This window comes from Pseudomonas sp. CLCA07 (assembly GCF_053615335.1).
This window is the reverse complement of the sequence record NZ_CM132131.1, coordinates 2,173,577-2,194,503: the sequence shown is the minus strand read 5'-3', so window position 1 is coordinate 2,194,503 and position 20,927 is coordinate 2,173,577. Positions and strand designations below refer to the sequence as shown.

Here is a 20,927-nt window from a genome sequence, read left to right as displayed (position 1 = left end):
GGTTATTGATCAAGTTCACTTGGATCAGCCTTGGACAGTTGGACCTCGAAACCATATTGCACAGTGGTGAGTTCGGTGCGCTGATAGCTTTCCAGGTGTGTCGGCTGACCATAAAAGTAATGCACCTCGAATAACGCCGGGCCTTCGGCGCTTGCGTGATGCGTGACCGCAAGAATCTCTTTCAGATAGTTCCCGCTGTCGTCCTTGGCAAAAAATCGCCAGTCCTGCGCAGGGAACAGCTTCAAATCCACCACCAGCGCATTGCCTTTGAGCTCCAGGCCCTTGGGCAATTTCCGGGTGTCGAGCGTCTGCTTCTCGATCGTGGCCAGAAACAACGGCATGGAGCCCACGGCGTACGCTGGCGTTTGTGGAAACAGGTTCAGGTCGTAAGTGATCGTGCCGCGCAGAGGGTCTACCTGATACGCCTGCGATGGCAGTTCGATCGGCTCATCGCGTTTGCCGCTACTGTCCGCGGTAAAAAAACTGAGCGGGCTATCGCCGGGGCTGAAGGTGCTGCCGAGCAACTCGTCATTGAAGCTTCTGGGATGATCGAATTCGATGCGCGCAGCGCTCGGGTCTTCCACGGACTGAATGACGTTGATGCTTTTTTTCAGCTGTTCCTCACTCAGTGTCGCGCCCTTGAGCCAGTTCGGCGTCTGATCGTCATACACCACCACCGGTAAGCTCAGCGGCGGGATGGTTTTTCCCGTGGTGTGCGGGTCGAAGCGGCGTATCGGCAGGTTGAGTTCTTTGCGGGTTATGGTGGCAGCCGAGAAGTCCAACAGGCTGACCTCAAGGGTCTCGATCGGCCCGTTGAAGTACACCTTGGAATAATGCTGTCCCTGCTGCTGCTCGAACGTGCGCTGTTCTTCATTGAGCTGTTGTTCGAACACCTCGCTCCAGGCCTTCTGCTGCTGCATTTTCGCCAGTTGTTTTTGATAGAAAGCAATTTGCGTGGCGGTTTCGTTGATCGAGCCTGCGCGCGAGAGGAACTGCCCTGTGGTGTCTTTGGCCTGAACAATCAGTGGGATCAACCGGGTTTCAGCGACTTCGGGGGGCAGTGAGGCGTTGTTGCTGTATTCAATTTCGGCGTAGTTCTTTTCTAGCTTCAACAGGGTGACGCTGAGGTTGTCGTTGGTGCGCGTCTGTCCGACATCCTTTTTGGTCAGGTCGAAGCTGTAGAGCCGGCGTGGCGCGATCACTTCGACTTTGCCTTGCACGCTCACCGGTTGCGGCTGGTTTTTTTTGTCCACATCCAGGCCGTTGATGAAGGGGTAGGTCACCGTCAGGTCATCGGGGCTGGTCAGGTTGGAACTCGATGGGCTGAACTGAATACCGGGATCGGTTTCCGACCATTCGGGCTGGAAGGGGATGACCCGTTTGTTGTTCAGTGTCACCGATTGCCATTCCAGGCCATGAGGGAAAAGGAACGCCGCCGGAATACTGAAATTGAATGGGAATACCGGTTGCAGATCGGTCAGGTAATCGGAGCTGGAATCCTTGTGCAGCACGAACAGGCCATTGATGTAGGTGTCGACCAGAGCCTGGGGCGTAGGGTAGTGCTTGAGCACGGCGAGGGCGTCTTCGCCGTATTCGGTTTCCACCGGTTTACTGTCGAGCTTGAGTTGCGCACGTTCGAGCAACAAGAGTGAGCCGCCGAGTTCAGAGACCGCGTCCTTGAGCTTCGGGTCCTGGATCTGATCCAGCGATTGCTCGAACTGTGCGGTTTTTTCCTCGAGGCTGACCTGACGCTTGTCCTCGCTTGGCGAGCAGCCGCTCATCAGCAGAATCAGGCAAATGCCGGTACTCGTTAAAGGCAATCGCACATCCATTTTCCAGTCTTCCTGTCCGACATCGCTGAGCAGTCAATAGTCTGGACACTAGCAGAAAAACTTTGTGGCACACGCGCAGGTAGCGGATTTTTCGACGGTTTCTGGCTGCTTCTGGGTGTAGACAGGTGGCTGGTATACTCGCGGCCATTTTCAACCCACGTGTGAGATTCAATGGAACGCTTTATCGAAAATGCAATGTACGCCTCCCGCTGGCTGCTGGCGCCGATCTACTTCGGGTTATCCCTTGGTCTGCTGGCGCTGGCGCTAAAGTTCTTCCAGGAGGTTTTCCACGTTATCCCTAACGTTTTCTCGATGGCAGAGTCGGATCTGATTCTGGTGTTGTTGTCGCTGATCGACATGGCGCTGGTGGGCGGTTTGCTGGTGATGGTGATGATTTCCGGTTACGAGAACTTCGTCTCTGAACTGGACATCGATGACCACAAGGAAAAGCTCAACTGGCTGGGCACCATGGATTCATCTTCTCTGAAGATGAAAGTGGCCGCTTCCATTGTGGCGATTTCCTCTATCCACCTGCTGCGGATCTTCATGGACGCCAAGAACGTCGATCCCGAGCATTTGAAGTGGTACGTGATCATTCACATGACGTTCGTCGTGTCGGCGTTTGCCATGGGCTATCTGGACAAGCTGACCAAGCACTGATCTGCACACCCCTTCTGTGGGAGCGTGGCTTGCCCGCGAAAGGTTCACCTCGGTCTGACGATAAACCGCGGTGATGCCTTCGTGGGCAAGCCACGCTCCTAAAGGGTATTTGGTCGAACCGGACAGGTGGTGTGATTACTGGCTTGTACTTTGATTCGCCGAGGCCTATCCCTGTAAGTAGTCTTGGCTCGCCACTGTATGAGGTGCATTCATGAACCTTGTTGAACTACGCGCTTATGCCATCGCAGGGAAGATCGATGAGTTGAATCTGATCTCCATGGAAGGCGGGATCTACCTGCTGGAGGCGCGCATGCATGGTGTCGCGTATCCACTGAGTGATGGCCACGACCATATGTTTCAACTGCGCTCGGTCGAGCATGCTCGTGAAGTGTTGCATGACTTCCCTTCCTTACCCTTCAACCTTGTTCACGCCTCGGTTCATGATGAAATGTGCGGGCAGGGTGCGAACGTGGGGGAAAGCCTGAAGGTGCCGATAGCCTTCCGTTCTGCCTGGCATCTCTGAAGGCTCTCATCAACGCAATGACATCTGTGCTAGTCTGCTGGCCCTTTTGGTTCCGGGCGCTCCGGGATGCGCTGTGCGAGCACGGCGAGTTCCTGAGCCGTCCGCACAGCGGAGCAATGTCATGTCCGAAGTAAATCTGTCCACCGACGAAACCCGCGTCAGCTACGGTATTGGCCGTCAGCTGGGCGACCAGCTGCGCGACAACCCGCCACCGGGCGTTAGCCTGGACGCGATCCTGGCTGGCCTGACTGACGCCTTCACCGGCAAAGAAAGCCGTGTTGGCCAGGAAGAAATGTCCGCGAGCTTCAAGGTGATCCGCGAAATCATGCAAGCCGAAGCTGCTGCCAAAGCTCAAGCCGCTGCTGGCGAAGGCCTGGCTTTCCTGGCTGAAAACGCCAAGCGTGACGGCATCACCACCCTGGCTTCCGGCCTGCAATTTGAAGTGCTGACTGCCGGCGAAGGCGCCAAGCCAACCCGTGAAGATCAAGTGCGCACTCACTACCACGGCACCCTGATCGACGGCACTGTGTTCGACAGCTCCTACGAGCGCGGCGAGCCGGCAGAATTCCCGGTTGGCGGCGTGATCGCTGGCTGGACCGAAGCCCTGCAACTGATGAACGCCGGCAGCAAATGGCGTCTGTACGTGCCGAGCGAACTGGCTTACGGCGCTCAAGGCGTTGGCAGCATTCCGCCGCACAGCGTACTGGTATTCGACGTCGAACTGCTCGACGTTCTGTAATCCCGTGACCCTGTAGGAGCATGGCTTGCCCGCGATGGCATCAACTCGGTTTCAAGGCGAAACCGAGTCGGTCGAGCGCGACCCCGGCACATCGCGAGCAAGCTCTGCTCCTACAGGGTTTTGCGGTGATTTTCATATTTCCAGCTTGTGGTGCTGTTCACTCGGCGGGCGCAACGCCCGGGCGTAGCAGAACAGAAACAGATTACGCACCAGTTCCTTGAGCACCACCGGCTCGCTGGAACTCAAGTCGCTGACGTCCAGATCCCCCTGATCCTGCAGCTCGCTCAAGGCTTCTTCTTCAAGCACCGCGCAGACTTCCCCGGTTTCCCGATGCAGGATCCTGAGGTAAGGGTGTGGGCGGTCCAGCCAGGCATCGATCAAATAAGTCATGTCTTATCTCCATTGAACGGGTTTCAATGAGAATAATTCTTATTCATCAAATAGCAAGGGCCTATTGGCGCTTTGTGTTTTTTTCCGGGTAAAGCTTGCGTCAGGTCAAAACGGCTGGCGTTTGGCTATTGCGCGTGTAGGCGGGATAAAGCGGGAAGAGGGCGAAGCACCATCCCACGCAAGGCGCGGGATGGAATACAGCCAGTTCAGACTTTTCTGACGAACTCGGATTTGAGTTTCATCGGGCCGATGCCGTCGATCTTGCAGTCGATGTCGTGATCGCCATCGCACAAGCGGATGTTCTTGACCTTGGTGCCGACCTTGACCACCAGCGACGTGCCTTTGACCTTGAGGTCCTTGATCACGGTGATGGTATCGCCGTCCTGCAGGACATTGCCGACCGAATCCTTTTTCACTGTGTCATCGGACGCCACGTCGGCTTCGCCGCTGGCAGACCATTCGTGCGCGCACTCGGGGCAGATCAGCTGTGCGCCGTCTTCATAGGTGTATTCGGAGTTGCATTTTGGGCAGGGTGGCAACGTGCTCACTAAAGCTCCTTGAATTCAGGATGGCTAAAAAGCGCACATTATATAGGGTTTTAGGTGGGAGAGGGGCGGGATGCTTACCGGCGAACGCTGCGGTGCCGCTTTCCTGTAGGAGCCGGCTTGCCGGCGAACCAGGCGACGCGGTGTGTCTGAAACACCGCCTTCGCTGCGATGCGGCGACCCGACAAGCCAGCTCCTACAGAGGCCGTATCAATGGGTACGCGCGACCGCAAACTCACTCAGCTCAACCAACGCATCGCGATACTCGCTGGCAGGCAGCGCGTCGAGGCATTTGATCGCACGAGCAACGTAATCACGGGCCAGTTGCGCGGTGTATTCCAGCGAACCAGAGGCCTCTACCGCTTCGCGGATGCTTTCCAGGTCTTCGATGCCACCTTTCTGGATCGCCTTGCGCACCAGTGCCGCCTGTTCTGGCGTGCCTTCGCGCATGGTGTAGATCAGCGGCAGGGTCGGCTTGCCTTCGGCCAGATCGTCACCGACGTTCTTGCCCAGGGTTTCGGCATCGCCTTTGTAGTCCAGCAGGTCGTCGACCAGTTGGAAGGCCACGCCCAAATGATCGCCAAAGGTGCGCAGGGCTTCAGCCTGTTCCGCTGGGGCTTCGCAAAGAGCGGCGGCACTGTGGGTCGAAGCTTCGAAGAGCATCGCGGTCTTGCCGCGGATGACTTCCATGTAGGTTTCTTCAGTGGTGCTGGCGTCACGGACCTTTGACAGCTGCAACACTTCGCCTTCAGCGATGATGCGGGTCGCTTGCGAAAGGATCTTCATGACCGGCATGGAGCCCAGTTCGACCATCATTTCGAAGGAGCGCGAATAGAGGAAGTCGCCGACCAGCACGCTCGGTGCGTTGCCCCACATGGCGTTGGCGGTCGAGCGGCCACGGCGCATGCCGGACATGTCGACCACGTCGTCGTGCAGCAGGGTGGCGGTGTGCAGGAACTCGATGGTTGCAGCCAACAGACGCAGGTCATCGCCTTCGCGGCCCAGCGCTTTGCCACACAGCAGCACCAATAAAGGACGCAGGCGTTTACCGCCAGCCGAGGTAATGTAATCGCCGATTTTCGATACCAGCGGCACTCGGGAAGTCAGCTGCTTCTTGATGATGCCGTCGACGGCGCTAAAATCGTCCGCCACCGCGCGGTAGAAAGCTTGGGGTTGCATCAGCGACAGTTGCTCCAGAAGGGTTGCGCGGCATGCTAGGACCCACGTCGGCGAGTGTCAAGGCGCGATGGACGGCCTCTTGCATCGCCCCGGTAGCTTGCGTACAATCGCGCACCCTGAACTTCCTGGGCAGCACCTGCCTTACGCAATTGCAAACCGGCCTTCCAGCCATATGCAGCCATGCCAGCCAATACCTCTTCTTATAAAGAGCTGGGTGAGCAGGATTATCGGAGAAATACCATGTCGTACGCAGTAATTGTTACTGGTGGCAAGCAATACAAGGTCGCCCCAGGTGAATACCTGAAGATCGAAAAACTGGAAATCGCTACCGGCGAATCCGTTACTTTTGATCGCGTTCTGTTGGTCGCCAATGGCGATGACGTGAACATCGGCGCTCCAGTTGTTGCTGGCGCTACCGTTGTGGCTGAAGTGATCTCCCAAGGTCGTCACGATAAAGTCCGCATCATCAAGTTCCGTCGTCGTAAGCACCACATGAAGCGTATGGGCCACCGCCAGTGGTACACCGAGATCAAAATCACCGGTATTCAGGCTTAATTTCAGCCTAATTCCTCACTAGGAGAATTGACTCATGGCACACAAAAAAGCTGGTGGTAGTACCCGTAACGGTCGCGACTCAGAAGCCAAACGCCTTGGCGTGAAGATGTATGGCGGCCAGGTTATCATTCCGGGCAACATCATCGTGCGTCAGCGCGGCACCCAATTCCACGCCGGTTATGGTGTTGGCATGGGTAAAGATCACACTCTGTTCGCTAAAATCGACGGCGTGATCAAGTTTGAAGTAAAAGGCGCTTTCAACCGCCGTTACGTAAGCATTGTCCCGAAGACTGACGTCGTCGCGGCATAATTACGTGGTTGCTGGAAAAGCCCTGTCTTGCGACGGGGCTTTTTCGTTTGTGGGGTGAGTCTCTTGCAAAGCTGTTTGTGATGGGCTCCAGCGCAGGTTTTGCGGTCGTTGATTGAGGTCGCTGCGCTCATTTTTGCAAGAGTCTTATGTCTAGATTTTTTCGGCTCGTCCGTATGGCGAGAGGCGTTTTGTTATGAAGTTTGTTGATGAAGTATCGATTCGAGTAAAGGCCGGTGACGGCGGCAACGGTTGCATGAGCTTCCGTCGCGAAAAATTCATTGAAAACGGCGGCCCGAACGGCGGTGACGGTGGTGATGGCGGCTCGGTCTACATGATCGCCGACGAAAACCTCAACACCCTGGTCGACTACCGTTACACCCGTCACTTCGATGCCGAGCGCGGTTCCAACGGTGGCAGCACCGACTGCACCGGCAAGAAAGGTGAAGAGCTGGTGCTGCGCGTACCGGTCGGCACCACCGTCATTGACGCGGCCACTCAAGAAGTGATTGGCGACCTGACCAAGGCTGGTCAGAAGCTGCTGGTGGCTCACGGCGGCTGGCACGGTCTGGGTAACACCCGTTTCAAATCCAGTACCAACCGCGCTCCGCGTCAGACTACTCCGGGTAAGCCGGGTGAGGCGCGTGACCTCAAGCTGGAAATGAAAGTGCTGGCTGACGTCGGTCTGCTGGGCTTGCCGAACGCCGGTAAAAGTACCTTTATCCGCTCGGTATCGGCCGCCAAGCCGAAAGTCGCCGACTACCCGTTCACTACCTTGGTGCCGAACCTGGGTGTGGTTAGCGTCGATCGCTGGAAGAGCTTCGTGGTCGCGGACATTCCGGGCCTGATCGAAGGTGCTTCCGATGGTGCTGGCCTGGGGATTCGTTTCCTCAAGCACTTGTCGCGTACCCGCTTGCTGCTGCACCTCGTGGACATGGCGCCGCTGGATGACACCAGCGCACCGGATGCCGCTGAAGTAATCGTCAGCGAGCTGACCAAGTTCAGCCCGTCCCTGGCTGAGCGTGATCGCTGGTTGGTGCTGAACAAGTGCGACCAGATCCTTGAAGAAGAGCACGACGCTCGCGTCAAGGAAATCGTCGATCGCCTGGAATGGACCGGTCCGGTGTACGTGATCTCGGCCATCTCCAAGCTCGGTACCGAGCGTCTGTGCCACGACATCATGCGTTACATGGAAGATCGTGCTGATCGTCTGGCTAACGACCCGGCTTACAAGGAAGAGTTGGCTGAGCTCGATCAGCGCATCGAAGACGAAGCCCGTGCTCAGCTGCAGGCCCTGGATGACCAGCGTGCCCTGCGCCGTAGCGGCGTGAAGTCGGTCCACGACATCGGCGACGATGATTGGGACGAAGAAGATGTGGATGACGAAGACGGTCCGGAAATCATTTACGTGCGTGACTGATTCGTTGCGATAAACTTAAGCGCCGCTCACTAGAGCGGCGTTTTAGTATCTGGAAATCGATCGTTGGTCAGCAATAGCCACGATTAACGTCACGGGCAGTGCCAGGTCGCGCTGTCCTCAAGCTAAGGTTGAAGATGATGCGGAGCAAGGTGACAGGTGCGCAGCGTTGGGTCGTGAAGATCGGCAGCGCTTTGCTGACGGCGGACGGCAAAGGCCTGGATCGCGCAGCAATGGGTGTCTGGGTCGAGCAGATGGTGGCTTTGCATGAAGCTGGCGTCGAACTGGTGTTGGTGTCTTCCGGGGCGGTAGCTGCGGGCATGAGCCGCTTGGGCTGGACCGTACGACCCAGTGCGATGCACGAGTTGCAGGCTGCTGCCGCCATCGGTCAGATGGGGTTGGTTCAGGCTTGGGAGTCGAGCTTTGCCGAGCATGGCCGGCACACCGCGCAGATTCTCCTGACGCACGATGACTTGTCCGACCGCAAGCGTTACCTGAACGCCCGCAGCACCTTGCGTGCCCTGGTCGAGTTGAAAGTGATCCCGGTGATCAACGAAAACGACACCGTGGTGACGGACGAAATCCGTTTCGGCGACAACGACACACTGGCGGCGCTGGTGGCCAACCTGGTCGAGGCCGACTTGCTGGTGATTCTCACGGATCGCGATGGGATGTTCGATGCTGATCCGCGCAACAACCCTGACGCCAACCTGATTTACGAAGCGCGTGCCGATGATCCGGCGCTGGACGCGGTGGCGGGCGGTACAGGTGGTGCGCTGGGGCGTGGCGGTATGCAGACCAAATTGCGTGCCGCACGTCTGGCGGCCCGTTCTGGGGCGCACACTATCATTGTCGGCGGACGTATTGAGCGAGTGCTGGATCGCCTGAGGGCGGGTGAGCGCATCGGCACCTTGCTCTCGCCTGAGCGTGGCATGCTGGCAGCGCGTAAACAGTGGCTGGCCGGACATTTGCAAACCCGTGGCACGCTGGTGCTGGATGGTGGTGCGGTGAAAGCGCTGGTCCAGGATCATAAAAGTTTGCTGCCGGTGGGTGTCAAGCTGGTTCAGGGCAGCTTCCGTCGTGGCGAAATGGTGGTGTGCGTGGCGCCAGATGGTCGCGAGATCGCCCGAGGCCTGGCTAACTACAGTGCGCTGGAAGCGCAAAAAATCATCGGTCAGTCGTCTGAGGCGATTGTCGGTTTGTTGGGTTATATGGCTGAGCCGGAGCTGGTTCACCGCGATAACCTGATTCTGGTCTGAAGGAATACCTGAATGCGTGTGGCAAAAGGAATATTGGGTCTGTTGCTGGCAATGCCGCTGCTGGCTTCGGCTGAGGAAATTGGCCAGGTATCAACGGTGTTCAAATTCGTCGGCCCCAACGACCGTATTGTTGTCGAGGCGTTTGATGATCCCAAGGTCGATGGCGTGACGTGTTACCTGTCGCGCGCCAAGACAGGTGGCGTTAAAGGTGGTTTGGGTCTGGCTGAAGATCGTGCCGAGGCCTCTATCGCTTGCCGTCAGGTCGGGCCCATCAGTTTCAAGGGTGAGCTGAAGGATGGTGACGAGGTGTTCAAGGAGCGCACGTCGCTGGTGTTCAAAACCATGCAGGTGGTGCGCTTCCTCGACAGGAAGCGCAATACGCTGGTGTACCTGGTCTACAGCGATCGTTTGATCGAAGGCAGCCCGCAGAATGCGGTGACGGCAATTCCGATTCTGCCGTGGGCTCGCGCTCAATAATCTGACGCAAATCGAAATGTGGGAGCGAGCCTGCTCGCGATAGCGGTAGAACAGTCGACATCAGTGTTGAATGTTAAACAGCTATCGCGAGCAGGCTCACTCCCACATTTTTTTGTGTTGTGTTTGCCAAATCGCAGGCAATAAAAAACCGACCCGGAGGTCGGTTTTTCAACAAGCTTATCGCTTATGCGGCAACAGCAAGGTTCAGAGCCTTGACGTGACCGTTCAGGCGGCTCTTATGACGAGCAGCCTTGTTCTTGTGGATGATACCTTTATCGGCCATGCGGTCGATAACTGGTACGGCCAGAACGTAAGCAGCTTGAGCTTTAGCAGCGTCTTTTGCGTCGATGGCTTTAACTACATTCTTGATGTAGGTACGAACCATGGAACGCAGGCTGGCGTTGTGGCTGCGACGCTTCTCAGCCTGTTTTGCACGTTTTTTGGCGGAAGGTGTGTTGGCCACCGTCGAGCTCCTCGAAAGACTTTTTAGGAAATAGCAAACAAAATAGGCCGCGAATCATGCCGATGAGTTGATGTCTTGTCAAGGGCGGTTGAGACGTTCCGCTAAGTGGTAGGTATAAAGAGGCGGGATATTTATTTCCGGCGCTTGACCTGTAAACTCGCGAGCTTTGGCTCTGTGCTGCTGCGGCGCGGAGTATCGCATAAGTAGGCGCTTTGTTCGCCTGCTGTTTATCGACAGGCACAAACTCTTTCAATGAATCTGCTCAAATCGTTGGCCGCCGTCAGCTCTATCACGATGATTTCCCGGGTTTTGGGGTTTGTTCGTGACACGCTTATCGCACGTACATTTGGTGCCGGGATGGCGACGGACGCCTTCTTTATCGCCTTCAAACTGCCCAACCTGCTGCGGCGGATCTTCGCCGAGGGGGCGTTTTCCCAGGCTTTCGTGCCGATTCTGGCCGAATACAAAAGCCAGAAGGGTGAAGAGGCGACGCGAACGTTTGTTGCGTACGTCTCGGGCCTGCTGACGCTGGTGCTGGCGCTGGTTACGGTATTGGGGATGATTGCTGCACCCTGGGTCATCTGGGCGACCGCGCCGGGATTTACCACTACACCGGAAAAATTCGAGCTGACCTCCAGCCTGTTGCGGGTGACCTTTCCCTACATCTTGTTGATCTCCCTGTCGTCCCTGGCCGGTGCGATCCTCAATACTTACAACCGTTTTTCGGTGCCGGCCTTTGTGCCGACTCTGCTCAACGTCAGCATGATCATCTTTTCGCTGTTCCTGACTCCGTATTTCGATCCGCCGGTCATGGCGTTGGGTTGGGCGGTTCTGGTGGGTGGTCTGGCGCAATTGCTCTATCAGCTGCCGCACCTGAAAAAGATCGGCATGCTGGTGTTGCCACGCCTGAACCTGCGTGACAGCGGCGTCTGGCGGGTCATGAAACAGATGCTGCCGGCGATTCTCGGCGTGTCCGTGAGCCAGATTTCGCTGATCATCAACACTATTTTCGCGTCGTTCCTGGTGGCCGGTTCGGTGTCCTGGATGTACTACGCCGACCGTTTGATGGAATTGCCGTCCGGCGTATTGGGCGTGGCGTTGGGCACGATTCTGTTGCCGACACTGGCCAAAACCTACGCCAGCAATGATCGTCACGAGTATTCGCGCATCCTCGATTGGGGGCTGCGCCTATGCTTCATGTTGGTGTTGCCGTGTGCGCTGGCGCTGGGGATTCTGGCTGAGCCGTTGACCGTCTCGCTGTTTCAGTACGGTCAATTCAGCGCCTTCGATGCGTCGATGACGCAACGGGCGTTGATCGCTTATTCAGTCGGGTTGCTGGGCATTATCGTGATCAAAGTGCTGGCGCCGGGCTTTTATGCGCAACAAAACATCCGTACGCCGGTGAAAATTGCAATTTTTACCCTGGTGGTGACCCAGTTATTCAACTTGATGTTGATCGGTCCACTGGCCCACGCCGGTCTGGCACTGGCCATCAGTGCCGGTGCCTGCCTCAACGCCGGGTTATTGTTCTATCAGTTGCGCAAGCAGCAGATGTACCAGCCGCAACCGGGTTGGGCGAAGTTCGGCGCCAAGCTCGTCATCGCCGTGTTGGTGATGTCTGCGGTGTTGCTGGTCGGGATGCACTTCATGCCGGCGTGGGATCAGGGGCATATGCTGGAGCGGTTCCTGCGCCTTGGTGCTTTGGTCGCGGCCGGTATCGTCTCTTATTTCGGGATGTTGCTGCTGATGGGCTTCCGTTTGCGCGACTTCAATCGCAAGGCACTGAGTTGAGGTTGCGGCCTCGATAAACACGGGCGAGCCGGTGGTTTTGTCGGCTCGATCACTTTGGTTACGGTGTTGCCTGTCGTCGGCCGCCGGGTGTGGTTATAATCGACCACTTTATGAGCAAGAAGCGCGTTATGCAGCTGGTTCGAGGCCTCCAAAATCTGCGCCCCCAGCATCGGGGCTGTGTCGCCACCATTGGCAACTTTGACGGTGTTCACCGTGGTCACCAGGCTATCCTGGCGCGGCTGCGTGAACGTGCGCTCGAGTTGGGCGTGCCCAGCTGCGTGGTGATTTTTGAGCCGCAGCCCCGAGAATTTTTCGCCCCGGACACGGCTCCTGCCCGTCTGGCCCGGTTGCGGGACAAACTGCAGCTGCTGGCCGACGAAGGTGTCGACCGCGTCCTGTGCCTGGCCTTCAACCAGCGGCTGAGCAAGCTCAGCGCCAGTGAATTCGTTGATACCATTCTGGTGGACGGCCTTGGCGTGCAGCACCTGGAAGTCGGTGATGACTTCCGATTTGGCTGTGACCGCGTAGGAGATTTCGATTTCCTGCAACAAGCCGGCATCGTTCAGGGCTTTACCGTCGAAGCAGCGCAAACCGTCGAGCTGGACGGCATTCGCGTCAGCAGCACCCAGGTCCGCAATGCCCTGGCCGCTGCTGATTTTGCCTTGGCCGAGCGACTGCTCGGGCGGCCCTTCCAGATTACCGGGCGGGTGCTGCACGGCCAGAAGCTGGCGCGCCAGTTGGGTACGCGCACGGCCAACATACAACTCAAGCGCCGTCGCGTGCCGCTGACCGGGGTTTACCTGGTCAACGTCGACATCGACGGCAAGACCTGGCCAGGCGTCGCCAATATCGGCGTGCGGCCAACGGTTCAAGGTGATGGCAAAGCCCACCTCGAAGTGCATCTATTAGATTTTGCCGGCGATCTGTATGACCGGCGTTTGACGGTGGTCTTCCACCACAAGCTGCGTGAAGAGCAGCGTTTCGCCTCTCTGGAGGCGCTTAAGACGGCGATCAATGCGGATGTCGCCGCCGCCCGTGCCCTGTCGCACCTAGCGCCAATCGCTAATGAAGAGCCTTAAATGACCGACTATAAAGCCACGCTAAACCTTCCGGACACCGCCTTCCCAATGAAGGCCGGCCTGCCTCAGCGCGAACCGCAGATTCTGCAGCGCTGGGACAGCATTGGCCTGTACGGTAAGTTGCGCGAGATTGGCAAGGATCGTCCGAAGTTCGTCCTGCACGACGGTCCTCCGTACGCCAACGGCACGATTCACATCGGTCATGCGCTGAACAAGATTCTCAAGGACATGATCATTCGCTCGAAGACCCTGTCGGGTTTCGACGCGCCTTATGTGCCGGGTTGGGACTGCCACGGTCTGCCGATCGAGCACAAAGTCGAAGTGACCCACGGCAAGAACCTGGGCGCGGACAAGACCCGCGAACTGTGCCGTGCCTACGCCACCGAGCAGATCGAAGGTCAGAAATCCGAATTCATCCGTCTGGGCGTGTTGGGCGACTTCGCCAACCCGTACAAGACCATGGACTTCAAGAACGAGGCCGGTGAAATCCGCGCCTTGGCTGAAATCGTCAAGGGCGGTTTCGTATTCAAAGGCCTCAAGCCTGTGAACTGGTGCTTCGACTGCGGTTCGGCCCTGGCCGAAGCGGAAGTCGAGTACGAGAACAAGAAGTCCTCGACCATCGACGTAGCCTTCCCGATTGCCGACGAAGCCAAGCTGGCTGCCGCTTTCGGTCTGCCTTCGCTGGCCAAACCGGCTTCAATCGTGATCTGGACCACCACCCCGTGGACCATCCCCGCCAACCAGGCGCTGAACGTTCACCCGGAATTCAACTACGCCCTGGTCGACGTCGGCGACAAACTGCTGGTGCTGGCTGAAGAGCTGGTCGAGTCGTGCCTGGCCCGTTACAGCCTGCAAGGTTCGGTCATCGCGACCACCACCGGTAAAGAACTGGAACTGATCAATTTCCGTCACCCGTTCTACGATCGCCTGTCGCCGGTTTACCTGGCCGAGTACGTTGAACTGGGCGCCGGCACGGGCGTGGTTCACTCCGCGCCGGCCTACGGCGTGGACGACTTCGTGACCTGCAAGAAGTACGGCATGGTCAACGACGACATCCTCAATCCGGTGCAAAGCAACGGCGTATACGCGACGTCGCTGGAATTCTTTGGCGGCCAGTTCATCTGGAAGGCCAACCCGGCCATCGTCGACAAGCTGACTGAAGTCGGCGCGCTGCTGCACACCACCATCATCGAACACAGCTACATGCACTGCTGGCGTCACAAGACCCCGCTGATCTACCGCGCCACCGCGCAGTGGTTCATCGGCATGGACAAAGAGCCTGCGACCGGCGAAACCCTGCGCAAGCGGGCGATCAAAGCCATCGAAGACACCAGGTTCGTTCCAGCCTGGGGCCAGGCACGCCTGCACTCGATGATCGCCAACCGTCCGGACTGGTGCATCTCCCGTCAGCGCAACTGGGGCGTGCCGATCCCGTTCTTCCTGAACAAGGAAAGCGGCGAACTGCACCCACGCACCGCCGAACTGATGGAAGAAGTGGCCAAGCGCGTCGAAGTCGAAGGCATCGAAGCCTGGTTCAAGATGGACGCTGCCGAACTGCTGGGTGATGAAGCGCCGCAGTACGACAAGATCAGCGACACCCTGGACGTCTGGTTCGATTCGGGCACCACGCATTGGCACGTCCTGCGCGGTTCGCACCCGATGGGCCACGAAACCGGTCCACGCGCCGACCTGTACCTGGAAGGCTCGGACCAACACCGTGGCTGGTTCCACTCGTCCTTGCTGACCGGTTGCGCCATCGACAACCACGCGCCGTACCGCGAACTGCTGACTCACGGCTTCACCGTTGATGAGTCCGGTCGCAAGATGTCCAAATCGCTGGGCAACGTGATTGCACCGCAAAAGGTCAACGACACCTTGGGCGCCGACATCATGCGTCTGTGGGTGGCTTCCACCGATTACTCGGGTGAAATGGCGGTTTCCGAGCAGATCCTGCAACGCAGTGCAGACGCCTACCGGCGTATCCGTAACACCGCGCGCTTCCTGCTCTCGAACCTGACCGGCTTCAATCCGGCCACCGACATCCTGCCGGCCGAAGACATGCTCGCGCTGGACCGTTGGGCCGTGGACCGCACGCTGCTGCTGCAACGTGAACTGCAAGAGCACTACGGCGAGTACCGTTTCTGGAACGTCTACTCCAAGATCCACAACTTCTGCGTGCAGGAGTTGGGCGGTTTCTACCTCGACATCATCAAGGACCGTCAGTACACCACTGGCGCCAACAGCAAGGCCCGCCGTTCGGCGCAAACCGCGCTGTATCACATCTCCGAAGCGCTGGTGCGCTGGATCGCGCCGATCCTCGCGTTCACCGCTGACGAACTGTGGGAATACCTGCCGGGCGAGCGCAACGAATCGGTGATGCTCAACACCTGGTACGAAGGTTTGACCGAGCTGCCGGAAGGCGTCGAACTGGACCGCGCCTACTGGGAGCGCATCATGGCGGTCAAAGTGGCCGTCAACAAGGAAATGGAAATCCAGCGCGCGGCCAAGGCCGTCGGTGGCAACCTGCAAGCCGAAGTGACGCTGTTCGCCGAAGAAGCGCTGAGCGCCGACCTGGCCAAGCTGAGCAACGAACTGCGCTTCGTGTTGATCACTTCGACCGCAACTGTTGCACCGTTCGTACAGGCACCGGCCGATGCCGTGGTCACCGAAGTCAGCGGTTTGAAGCTGCAAGTGGTCAAGTCGAGCCACGCCAAGTGCGCCCGTTGCTGGCACTGCCGTGAAGACGTCGGCGTGAACCCGGAGCATCCGGAAATCTGCGGTCGTTGCGTCGACAACATCAGCGGCGCTGGCGAGGTCCGTCACTATGCCTAATGCCGTTGGCCGTTTCGGACGGCTGAGCTGGCTCTGGTTGAGTTTGCTGGTTCTGGTCATCGACCAGGCCAGCAAGTTCTACTTCGAAGGCAAGCTCGAGATGTACCAGCAAATCGTGGTGATCCCCGATTACTTCAGCTGGACCCTGGCCTATAACACTGGCGCAGCGTTCAGCTTCCTGGCTGACAGCTCCGGCTGGCAGCGCTGGTTGTTTGCCTTGATCGCTGTGGTGGTCAGTGCGGTGCTGGTGGTGTGGCTCAAGCGTCTTGGGCGCAACGAAACCTGGCTGGCTGTCGCCTTGGCGCTCGTGCTGGGCGGCGCGCTGGGCAATTTGTATGATCGCATCGCCTTGGGCCATGTGATCGATTTCATTCTGGTGCATTGGCAGAACCGCTGGTATTTCCCGGCGTTCAACTTTGCCGACAGCGCAATTACTGTCGGTGCGGTGATGCTGGCACTGGATATGTTCAAAAGTAAGAAGACCGGAGAAGCCGTTCATGACTGAACAGGTATTGGCTGAGCAACGCATCCGCCAGAACACGGAAGTCACCTTGCACTTTGCACTGCGCCTGGAGAACGGCGACACCGTCGACAGCACCTTCGACAAAGCCCCGGCGACCTTTCAGGTCGGCGACGGCAACCTGTTGCCAGGTTTCGAAGCGGCACTGTTCGGCTTCAAGGCGGGCGACAAGCGTACGCTGACCATTCAGCCGGAAAACGCTTTCGGTCAGCCGAACCCGCAGAACGTACAGGTCATCCCGCGTTCGCAGTTCAAGGACATGGACCTGTCGCCGGGTCTGCTGGTGATCTTCAACGATGCGGCGAATACTGAGCTGCCAGGCGTTGTGAAAGAATTCGGTGACGAGCAAGTAACCATCGATTTCAACCACCCGCTGGCCGGCAAGACATTGACCTTTGACGTCGAGATCATCAGCGTCAAATCGCTGTAAACGCTTTTCTGTAGGAGCCGGCTTGCCGGCGAAGAGGCCTTGAAGAGTAGCGTTGAAGCTGATGGCCTCATCGCTGGCAAGCCAGCTCCTACAGTGAGTTGCAATGTTTCAATTTCCTGCGCGCAAGACACGAGGCACAGCATGCAAATCAAACTCGCCAACCCCCGTGGCTTCTGCGCCGGAGTGGACCGTGCGATCGAAATCGTCAACCGCGCCCTGGAAGTGTTCGGGCCGCCAATCTATGTGCGCCACGAAGTGGTTCACAACAAATTCGTCGTCGAAGATCTGCGTGCTCGCGGGGCGATCTTTGTCGAAGAACTGGATCAGGTACCAGACGACGTCATCGTGATCTTCAGTGCCCACGGCGTATCCCAGGCTGTGCGCACCGAAGCTGCCGGCCGTGGCCTCAAGGTGTTCGACGCGACTTGCCCGCTGGTGACCAAGGTGCACATCGAAGTCGCGCGTTACAGCCGCGATGGCCGTGAATGCATCCTCATCGGCCACGCCGGTCATCCGGAAGTCGAAGGCACCATGGGCCAGTACGATGGCAGCAATGGTGGCGCGATTTACCTGGTCGAAGACGAGAAAGACGTCGCGGCGTTGCAGGTGAACAACCCTGAAAAACTCGCTTTCGTGACCCAGACCACCCTGTCCATGGACGACACCAGTCGCGTGATCGACGCACTGCGTACGCGCTTCCCGGCGATTGGTGGCCCGCGCAAGGACGACATCTGCTATGCCACGCAAAACCGTCAGGACGCCGTCAAACAACTGGCCGACGAATGCGACGTGGTGCTGGTAGTCGGCAGCCCGAACAGCTCCAACTCCAATCGCTTGCGTGAACTGGCCGAACGCATGGCCACCCCGGCTTACCTGATCGACGGCGCCGAAGACCTGCAAAAGAGCTGGTTTGACGGTGTCGAGCGTATCGGCATTACCGCCGGCGCTTCTGCACCGGAAGTGTTGGTGCGTGGGGTGATTCAGCAATTGCAGGCCTGGGGTGCAACCGGTGCCGATGAGCTGGCCGGTCGCGAGGAGAACATCACATTCTCCATGCCTAAAGAGCTGCGCGTGCGTTCTTTGCTCTGAAGCGTTTCCCACCCGGACATAGCGCCTGCTCGGCTTTTTTGCTGCGCAGGCTGACGCGACCCGTAGCGGCCAGAACCACCTGGAGTTGGCTGACCGGTTCGCGGGCTGCGCAAAAGTGCAGTGTCCCCGCTTGAAACGCCCGTCCGGGCATCTGGGGTTCGCCTATCCCGCTGAATCGTATATAACGCCTGACCGGCCCATTGCCGACAATCGCCCCCCGAGCGCCACTGGCGGCGCGCTCAACCAGCAGCGGATTGCTGCTGTCCTTCGGCCCTTTGCCACTGATGTCCAGAATGATCCGCCAACCCTGACCCCAATCCCCGTTGATGCCATGAATCACAACGGCCTGATTACGTGTGATGGCGAGGGTTCTGGCGTTGCGAATACCACTGACCAGAGCGTTCGCCGCCGCCTCGCGATGGTTCGATTCAGTGAGTGCCGCGAACACCGGACTGACCAACAGTAGAACAATTGCGGCAATCGCCAGTCCCATAAGCAGTTCGATCAGGCTGAAACCTTGCTGATGCATGGCATTTCCTTCCCTGGAGTGTTGTGACCCGCGCGGTCCCTGCGGGGGTGATGGCAAACAACCTGCCTGCGCCGGTCGAGTTTTCTAGCGTGTAGTGGCAGGTATAGCCGACGGCAACTGAGGGCACCGATGGATCATCGTACAAAAGGTTTCACGCTGATCGAGCTGCTGATTGCGCTCGCGGTGTTTCTGATCTTGATCACCCTGGCGGTGCCGGCGTTTACCCGTTCGGTGCAAACCACCAGGGCCGATACAGAAATCGGCGACTTGCAGCGTGGACTCAACTTCGCCCGACTGGAGGCCATCAACCGTGGCATCACCACTCGGGTCCGCCCGACAGCCGGTGGCAGCGTTTGGACCGGTGAATTGACGGTCTATGACGGTACTGGCACACCGGCCAATGTATTGCGGGTTGTTCCAGCCACGAGCAGCGGCGCCACCCTGACGCTAACCTCAGGAGTGACCGCGCTGGACTTCAATAACCTGGGCGGTTTGTCGGCACCGTCTACCACCGTTGTCATCAACTATGTACGGGGGACGCAAAGCAGGACGCTGAATGTGTGTTTGAACGGACGAATTCTATTGGGTGGAAGTTGCGGATGAGGGGATGGAGCAAGCGTGCACAGGAGGGCATGACGCTGATCGAAGTCTTGGTTGCGTTGTTGATACTGACGGTGGGGCTATTGGGAGCGGCGGCGATTCAGCTCAATGCGCTGAAGTACACCGACAGTTCACGGATGACCAGCCAGGCCAGTTTTATCGCCTACGACATGATGGACCGCATCCGCGCCAACTCCGGCGCTGATTACACCGTCACGCCACCGACCTCGGGCAACCAGAGTGTCGCCCGCGATCAGGATCTCTACGATTTCACCACCAATATCGTCAATTTCGGCGGCGCGACGGCCACCGGCAGTGTGGTGTTGAACCAGCGGGTCTACACCATCACCATTACCTGGGATGACTCGCGCGCCGCCAATACCGCCAACTCGCGCCGCAGTTTCGTCCTGACCAGTCGCGCCACGGTCGACCCGGTGTCTACGCCATGAGCCGCTCCAGCCGAGGGTTCGGTTTGATCGAGTTGCTGATTGCGCTGGCGTTGAGTCTGATCGTGGTTCTGGGCGTGGTGCAGATTTTCATCGCGGCTAAAAATACCTACGTCAGCCAGAACGTCTCCGCCGGCATGCAGGAAGACGCGCGATTTGTGTTGAGCAAGATGATTCAGGAAATCCGTATGGTCGGCATGTTTGGCTGTCTGGGGACCATTACTGACTCAAGTGATGCGGGTGATTTCAACGCCAGTCAGATAACGCCCATCAGTTGGGACAACGCCAACCGCAAGCTGACCCTGGTGACGGCGGATGTCGGCGGCGCGGGCGGAGTGCCAGCCTGGACGGTCATTTCTGACTGCCGAAACTCGGCGACGGCATACACCGGCCTGCGCAAACCCGCGACAGGGTTTCTGGCGTTCCCGATACGGCGATTGATCTACAGCTTCAAAAATAACCAGATACTGATGGGGGCCGGCGTCGGCACGCCCACCCAGTACGTGCTGGTGAACCACGTGGAGGCTTTCAACGTAAGCTTCGGCCTCGCCAGTTCGGCTACCGATGTGGCCGCCTCCAGTTACAGCAGCAACCCGTCAAACCCGGCACGCATTCGCAGCGTACGGCTGAGTCTGACCCTCGCGGACCCGAACAACCGGGTACACAACCAAACCTTCAGCGTGGTTGCCGCCTTGCGCAACCGCTTGCCATGAGGGCGGCCGCCATGACGTCTCACGCTCAACGCGGGATGGCGCTGCTGGTCAGCCTGGTGTTTCTACTGTTGCTGACGTTGATCGGCCTGTCTTCGATGCAGAACGCCACCCTGCAGGAAAAAATGGCCGGCAGCGTGAGCTTGCGCAACCAATCGTTCCAGGGCGCCGAAGCCGCGTTGCGCGTGGGTGAAAGCGCAGTGCAACTCGACACCTATTCATTGCCGGTTTGCAGCCAGTGCGCACCGCCGGCCGAGGCCACGACCCTCACTGCCGCCGGCCGCAACGCCAGTTCTGGCGTGACGTGGATCGCTTCCGGCAGCGGCTTTTACGGGGTACAGAACATTGGCACCACGCTCACCGCTGTCAATGTGCCGAGCAATACCTCGGCGACGCTTTACCGGGTGACCGCCGTCGGCATCGCGGGCAACTCGCGCAGCGTCGTGGAGAGTATTTATGCAAAATACTAAGCGCCACATTGCATGGCGACTGCGGTGGTATGGCGTTGGGTTGCTGCTGTGCCTGTCGATGCCGGCCTATTGTTTTACGTCGCCG

24 protein-coding genes are annotated in these 20,927 nt (G+C 58.3%); 18 read left to right on the top strand and 6 right to left on the bottom strand.

The window, feature by feature from the left end:
- Nucleotides 1-2: 2 nt before the first annotated feature.
- Nucleotides 3-1,832 (bottom strand): hypothetical protein, encoded by a 1,830-nt coding sequence (locus ACWGZX_RS10115; RefSeq protein ID WP_452628209.1) that lies wholly within the window; start codon nucleotides 1,830-1,832, stop codon nucleotides 3-5.
- Between the two features lie 171 nt (nucleotides 1,833-2,003).
- Here ACWGZX_RS10115 and ACWGZX_RS10110 point away from each other — a divergent pair, with 171 nt between their 5' ends.
- The 3 genes from ACWGZX_RS10110 (at nucleotide 2,004) to ACWGZX_RS10100 (ending at nucleotide 3,754) form a co-directional block, all read left to right on the top strand.
- On the top strand, nucleotides 2,004-2,492 hold the full coding sequence (locus ACWGZX_RS10110; protein WP_027924206.1) for a TIGR00645 family protein: 489 nt from the start codon (nucleotides 2,004-2,006) through the stop codon (nucleotides 2,490-2,492).
- A gap of 211 nt (nucleotides 2,493-2,703) precedes the next feature.
- Entirely contained in the window at nucleotides 2,704-3,015 is a 312-nt protein-coding gene (locus tag ACWGZX_RS10105; RefSeq protein WP_452628208.1) for a DUF6482 family protein, read from the top strand.
- A 121-nt stretch (nucleotides 3,016-3,136) separates the two neighbouring features.
- Nucleotides 3,137-3,754, top strand: coding sequence for an FKBP-type peptidyl-prolyl cis-trans isomerase (locus ACWGZX_RS10100; RefSeq protein WP_223515490.1), 618 nt, complete (start codon nucleotides 3,137-3,139; stop codon nucleotides 3,752-3,754).
- A 132-nt stretch (nucleotides 3,755-3,886) separates the two neighbouring features.
- Here the strand turns inward: ACWGZX_RS10100 and ACWGZX_RS10095 are convergent, their stop codons facing one another.
- The 3 genes from ACWGZX_RS10095 to ACWGZX_RS10085 form a co-directional block, all read right to left on the bottom strand.
- Complete coding sequence (locus ACWGZX_RS10095) at nucleotides 3,887-4,144, bottom strand: PA4570 family protein (RefSeq protein WP_452628207.1); 258 nt, start codon at nucleotides 4,142-4,144, stop codon at nucleotides 3,887-3,889.
- Between the two features lie 206 nt (nucleotides 4,145-4,350).
- Nucleotides 4,351-4,692: a zinc ribbon domain-containing protein YjdM gene (locus ACWGZX_RS10090; RefSeq protein ID WP_046028563.1), complete on the bottom strand. Its 342-nt coding sequence runs from the start codon at nucleotides 4,690-4,692 to the stop codon at nucleotides 4,351-4,353.
- A gap of 207 nt (nucleotides 4,693-4,899) precedes the next feature.
- Nucleotides 4,900-5,868: a polyprenyl synthetase family protein gene (locus ACWGZX_RS10085; RefSeq protein WP_223515496.1), complete on the bottom strand. Its 969-nt coding sequence runs from the start codon at nucleotides 5,866-5,868 to the stop codon at nucleotides 4,900-4,902.
- 240 nt (nucleotides 5,869-6,108) lie between these two features.
- Between ACWGZX_RS10085 and rplU the strand changes: the two genes are divergently transcribed.
- From rplU to ACWGZX_RS10060, 5 genes are all read left to right on the top strand, one after another.
- Entirely contained in the window at nucleotides 6,109-6,423 is a 315-nt protein-coding gene (gene rplU, locus ACWGZX_RS10080) for a 50S ribosomal protein L21 (RefSeq protein ID WP_003176051.1), read from the top strand.
- Between the two features lie 34 nt (nucleotides 6,424-6,457).
- A complete protein-coding gene (gene rpmA / locus ACWGZX_RS10075) occupies nucleotides 6,458-6,733 on the top strand; it encodes a 50S ribosomal protein L27 (RefSeq protein ID WP_007943982.1) in 276 nt (91 codons plus the stop codon).
- A 193-nt stretch (nucleotides 6,734-6,926) separates the two neighbouring features.
- Nucleotides 6,927-8,150, top strand: a complete 1,224-nt coding sequence (cgtA, locus tag ACWGZX_RS10070; protein ID WP_008037904.1) for an Obg family GTPase CgtA — start codon at nucleotides 6,927-6,929, stop codon at nucleotides 8,148-8,150.
- 137 nt (nucleotides 8,151-8,287) lie between these two features.
- Nucleotides 8,288-9,406: a glutamate 5-kinase gene (gene proB, locus ACWGZX_RS10065; protein ID WP_452628998.1), complete on the top strand. Its 1,119-nt coding sequence runs from the start codon at nucleotides 8,288-8,290 to the stop codon at nucleotides 9,404-9,406.
- Nucleotides 9,407-9,418: 12 nt separating this feature from the next.
- A complete protein-coding gene (locus tag ACWGZX_RS10060; protein ID WP_452628206.1) occupies nucleotides 9,419-9,883 on the top strand; it encodes a CreA family protein in 465 nt (154 codons plus the stop codon).
- 184 nt (nucleotides 9,884-10,067) lie between these two features.
- Here the strand turns inward: ACWGZX_RS10060 and rpsT are convergent, their stop codons facing one another.
- Nucleotides 10,068-10,346 (bottom strand): 30S ribosomal protein S20, encoded by a 279-nt coding sequence (gene rpsT / locus ACWGZX_RS10055; protein ID WP_007942340.1) that lies wholly within the window; start codon nucleotides 10,344-10,346, stop codon nucleotides 10,068-10,070.
- 252 nt (nucleotides 10,347-10,598) lie between these two features.
- On the opposite strand from rpsT, the gene murJ reads away from it, so the two are divergent.
- The 6 genes from murJ to ispH all read left to right on the top strand — a co-directional run bounded on the left by murJ (nucleotide 10,599) and on the right by ispH (nucleotide 18,087).
- Nucleotides 10,599-12,137, top strand: a complete 1,539-nt coding sequence (gene murJ / locus ACWGZX_RS10050) for a murein biosynthesis integral membrane protein MurJ (RefSeq protein ID WP_223515501.1) — start codon at nucleotides 10,599-10,601, stop codon at nucleotides 12,135-12,137.
- A gap of 128 nt (nucleotides 12,138-12,265) precedes the next feature.
- Nucleotides 12,266-13,216, top strand: coding sequence for a bifunctional riboflavin kinase/FAD synthetase (gene ribF, locus ACWGZX_RS10045; RefSeq protein WP_223515504.1), 951 nt, complete (start codon nucleotides 12,266-12,268; stop codon nucleotides 13,214-13,216).
- The gene (gene ileS / locus ACWGZX_RS10040) at nucleotides 13,217-16,048 is read left to right on the top strand and encodes an isoleucine--tRNA ligase (protein WP_452628205.1); all 2,832 of its coding nucleotides are present in this window, start codon (nucleotides 13,217-13,219) and stop codon (nucleotides 16,046-16,048) included.
- Nucleotides 16,041-16,553 carry a signal peptidase II gene (lspA, locus tag ACWGZX_RS10035; RefSeq protein WP_452628204.1) on the top strand — a complete coding sequence of 171 codons (513 nt, stop codon included), beginning with the start codon at nucleotides 16,041-16,043 and terminating at the stop codon, nucleotides 16,551-16,553. Before ileS ends, lspA begins: the two co-directional genes overlap by 8 nt.
- The gene (fkpB, locus tag ACWGZX_RS10030; RefSeq protein WP_452628203.1) at nucleotides 16,546-16,998 is read left to right on the top strand and encodes an FKBP-type peptidyl-prolyl cis-trans isomerase; all 453 of its coding nucleotides are present in this window, start codon (nucleotides 16,546-16,548) and stop codon (nucleotides 16,996-16,998) included. The genes lspA and fkpB overlap by 8 nt, the downstream gene beginning before the upstream one ends.
- Nucleotides 16,999-17,139: 141 nt before the next feature.
- A complete protein-coding gene (gene ispH / locus ACWGZX_RS10025; RefSeq protein ID WP_033054296.1) occupies nucleotides 17,140-18,087 on the top strand; it encodes a 4-hydroxy-3-methylbut-2-enyl diphosphate reductase in 948 nt (315 codons plus the stop codon).
- Here ispH and ACWGZX_RS10020 read toward each other — a convergent pair.
- On the bottom strand, nucleotides 18,056-18,616 hold the full coding sequence (locus tag ACWGZX_RS10020; protein WP_452628202.1) for a GspH/FimT family pseudopilin: 561 nt from the start codon (nucleotides 18,614-18,616) through the stop codon (nucleotides 18,056-18,058). The two genes, ispH and ACWGZX_RS10020, sit on opposite strands and share 32 nt — an antisense overlap.
- 129 nt (nucleotides 18,617-18,745) lie before the next feature.
- On the opposite strand from ACWGZX_RS10020, the gene ACWGZX_RS10015 reads away from it, so the two are divergent.
- The 4 genes from ACWGZX_RS10015 to ACWGZX_RS10000 are packed head-to-tail and all read left to right on the top strand — an operon-like array spanning nucleotide 18,746 to nucleotide 20,842.
- A complete protein-coding gene (locus tag ACWGZX_RS10015) occupies nucleotides 18,746-19,219 on the top strand; it encodes a GspH/FimT family pseudopilin (RefSeq protein WP_452628201.1) in 474 nt (157 codons plus the stop codon).
- Complete coding sequence (gene pilV / locus ACWGZX_RS10010; RefSeq protein ID WP_452628200.1) at nucleotides 19,216-19,665, top strand: type IV pilus modification protein PilV; 450 nt, start codon at nucleotides 19,216-19,218, stop codon at nucleotides 19,663-19,665. Before ACWGZX_RS10015 ends, pilV begins: the two co-directional genes overlap by 4 nt.
- Nucleotides 19,662-20,375: a PilW family protein gene (locus tag ACWGZX_RS10005; protein WP_452628199.1), complete on the top strand. Its 714-nt coding sequence runs from the start codon at nucleotides 19,662-19,664 to the stop codon at nucleotides 20,373-20,375. Before pilV ends, ACWGZX_RS10005 begins: the two co-directional genes overlap by 4 nt.
- Nucleotides 20,372-20,842, top strand: a complete 471-nt coding sequence (locus ACWGZX_RS10000) for a pilus assembly PilX family protein (RefSeq protein WP_452628198.1) — start codon at nucleotides 20,372-20,374, stop codon at nucleotides 20,840-20,842. Before ACWGZX_RS10005 ends, ACWGZX_RS10000 begins: the two co-directional genes overlap by 4 nt.
- The last annotated feature ends 85 nt before the right edge of the window (nucleotides 20,843-20,927 follow it).

Bases quoted from the DNA above. Each gene is read 5' to 3' on its own strand.
- ACWGZX_RS10115 (WP_452628209.1), bottom strand. From the start codon at position 1,832: ATGGATGTGCGATTGCCTTTAACGAGTACCGGCATTTGCCTGATTCTG.
- ACWGZX_RS10110 (WP_027924206.1), top strand. From the start codon at position 2,004: ATGGAACGCTTTATCGAAAATGCAATGTACGCCTCCCGCTGGCTGCTG.
- ACWGZX_RS10105 (WP_452628208.1), top strand. From the start codon at position 2,704: ATGAACCTTGTTGAACTACGCGCTTATGCCATCGCAGGGAAGATCGAT.
- ACWGZX_RS10100 (WP_223515490.1), top strand. From the start codon at position 3,137: ATGTCCGAAGTAAATCTGTCCACCGACGAAACCCGCGTCAGCTACGGT.
- ACWGZX_RS10095 (WP_452628207.1), bottom strand. From the start codon at position 4,144: ATGACTTATTTGATCGATGCCTGGCTGGACCGCCCACACCCTTACCTC.
- ACWGZX_RS10085 (WP_223515496.1), bottom strand. From the start codon at position 5,868: ATGCAACCCCAAGCTTTCTACCGCGCGGTGGCGGACGATTTTAGCGCC.
- rplU (WP_003176051.1), top strand. From the start codon at position 6,109: ATGTCGTACGCAGTAATTGTTACTGGTGGCAAGCAATACAAGGTCGCC.
- rpmA (WP_007943982.1), top strand. From the start codon at position 6,458: ATGGCACACAAAAAAGCTGGTGGTAGTACCCGTAACGGTCGCGACTCA.
- cgtA (WP_008037904.1), top strand. From the start codon at position 6,927: ATGAAGTTTGTTGATGAAGTATCGATTCGAGTAAAGGCCGGTGACGGC.
- proB (WP_452628998.1), top strand. From the start codon at position 8,288: ATGCGGAGCAAGGTGACAGGTGCGCAGCGTTGGGTCGTGAAGATCGGC.
- ACWGZX_RS10060 (WP_452628206.1), top strand. From the start codon at position 9,419: ATGCGTGTGGCAAAAGGAATATTGGGTCTGTTGCTGGCAATGCCGCTG.
- murJ (WP_223515501.1), top strand. From the start codon at position 10,599: ATGAATCTGCTCAAATCGTTGGCCGCCGTCAGCTCTATCACGATGATT.
- ribF (WP_223515504.1), top strand. From the start codon at position 12,266: ATGCAGCTGGTTCGAGGCCTCCAAAATCTGCGCCCCCAGCATCGGGGC.
- ileS (WP_452628205.1), top strand. From the start codon at position 13,217: ATGACCGACTATAAAGCCACGCTAAACCTTCCGGACACCGCCTTCCCA.
- lspA (WP_452628204.1), top strand. From the start codon at position 16,041: ATGCCTAATGCCGTTGGCCGTTTCGGACGGCTGAGCTGGCTCTGGTTG.
- fkpB (WP_452628203.1), top strand. From the start codon at position 16,546: ATGACTGAACAGGTATTGGCTGAGCAACGCATCCGCCAGAACACGGAA.
- ispH (WP_033054296.1), top strand. From the start codon at position 17,140: ATGCAAATCAAACTCGCCAACCCCCGTGGCTTCTGCGCCGGAGTGGAC.
- ACWGZX_RS10020 (WP_452628202.1), bottom strand. From the start codon at position 18,616: ATGCATCAGCAAGGTTTCAGCCTGATCGAACTGCTTATGGGACTGGCG.
- ACWGZX_RS10015 (WP_452628201.1), top strand. From the start codon at position 18,746: ATGGATCATCGTACAAAAGGTTTCACGCTGATCGAGCTGCTGATTGCG.
- pilV (WP_452628200.1), top strand. From the start codon at position 19,216: ATGAGGGGATGGAGCAAGCGTGCACAGGAGGGCATGACGCTGATCGAA.
- ACWGZX_RS10005 (WP_452628199.1), top strand. From the start codon at position 19,662: ATGAGCCGCTCCAGCCGAGGGTTCGGTTTGATCGAGTTGCTGATTGCG.
- ACWGZX_RS10000 (WP_452628198.1), top strand. From the start codon at position 20,372: ATGAGGGCGGCCGCCATGACGTCTCACGCTCAACGCGGGATGGCGCTG.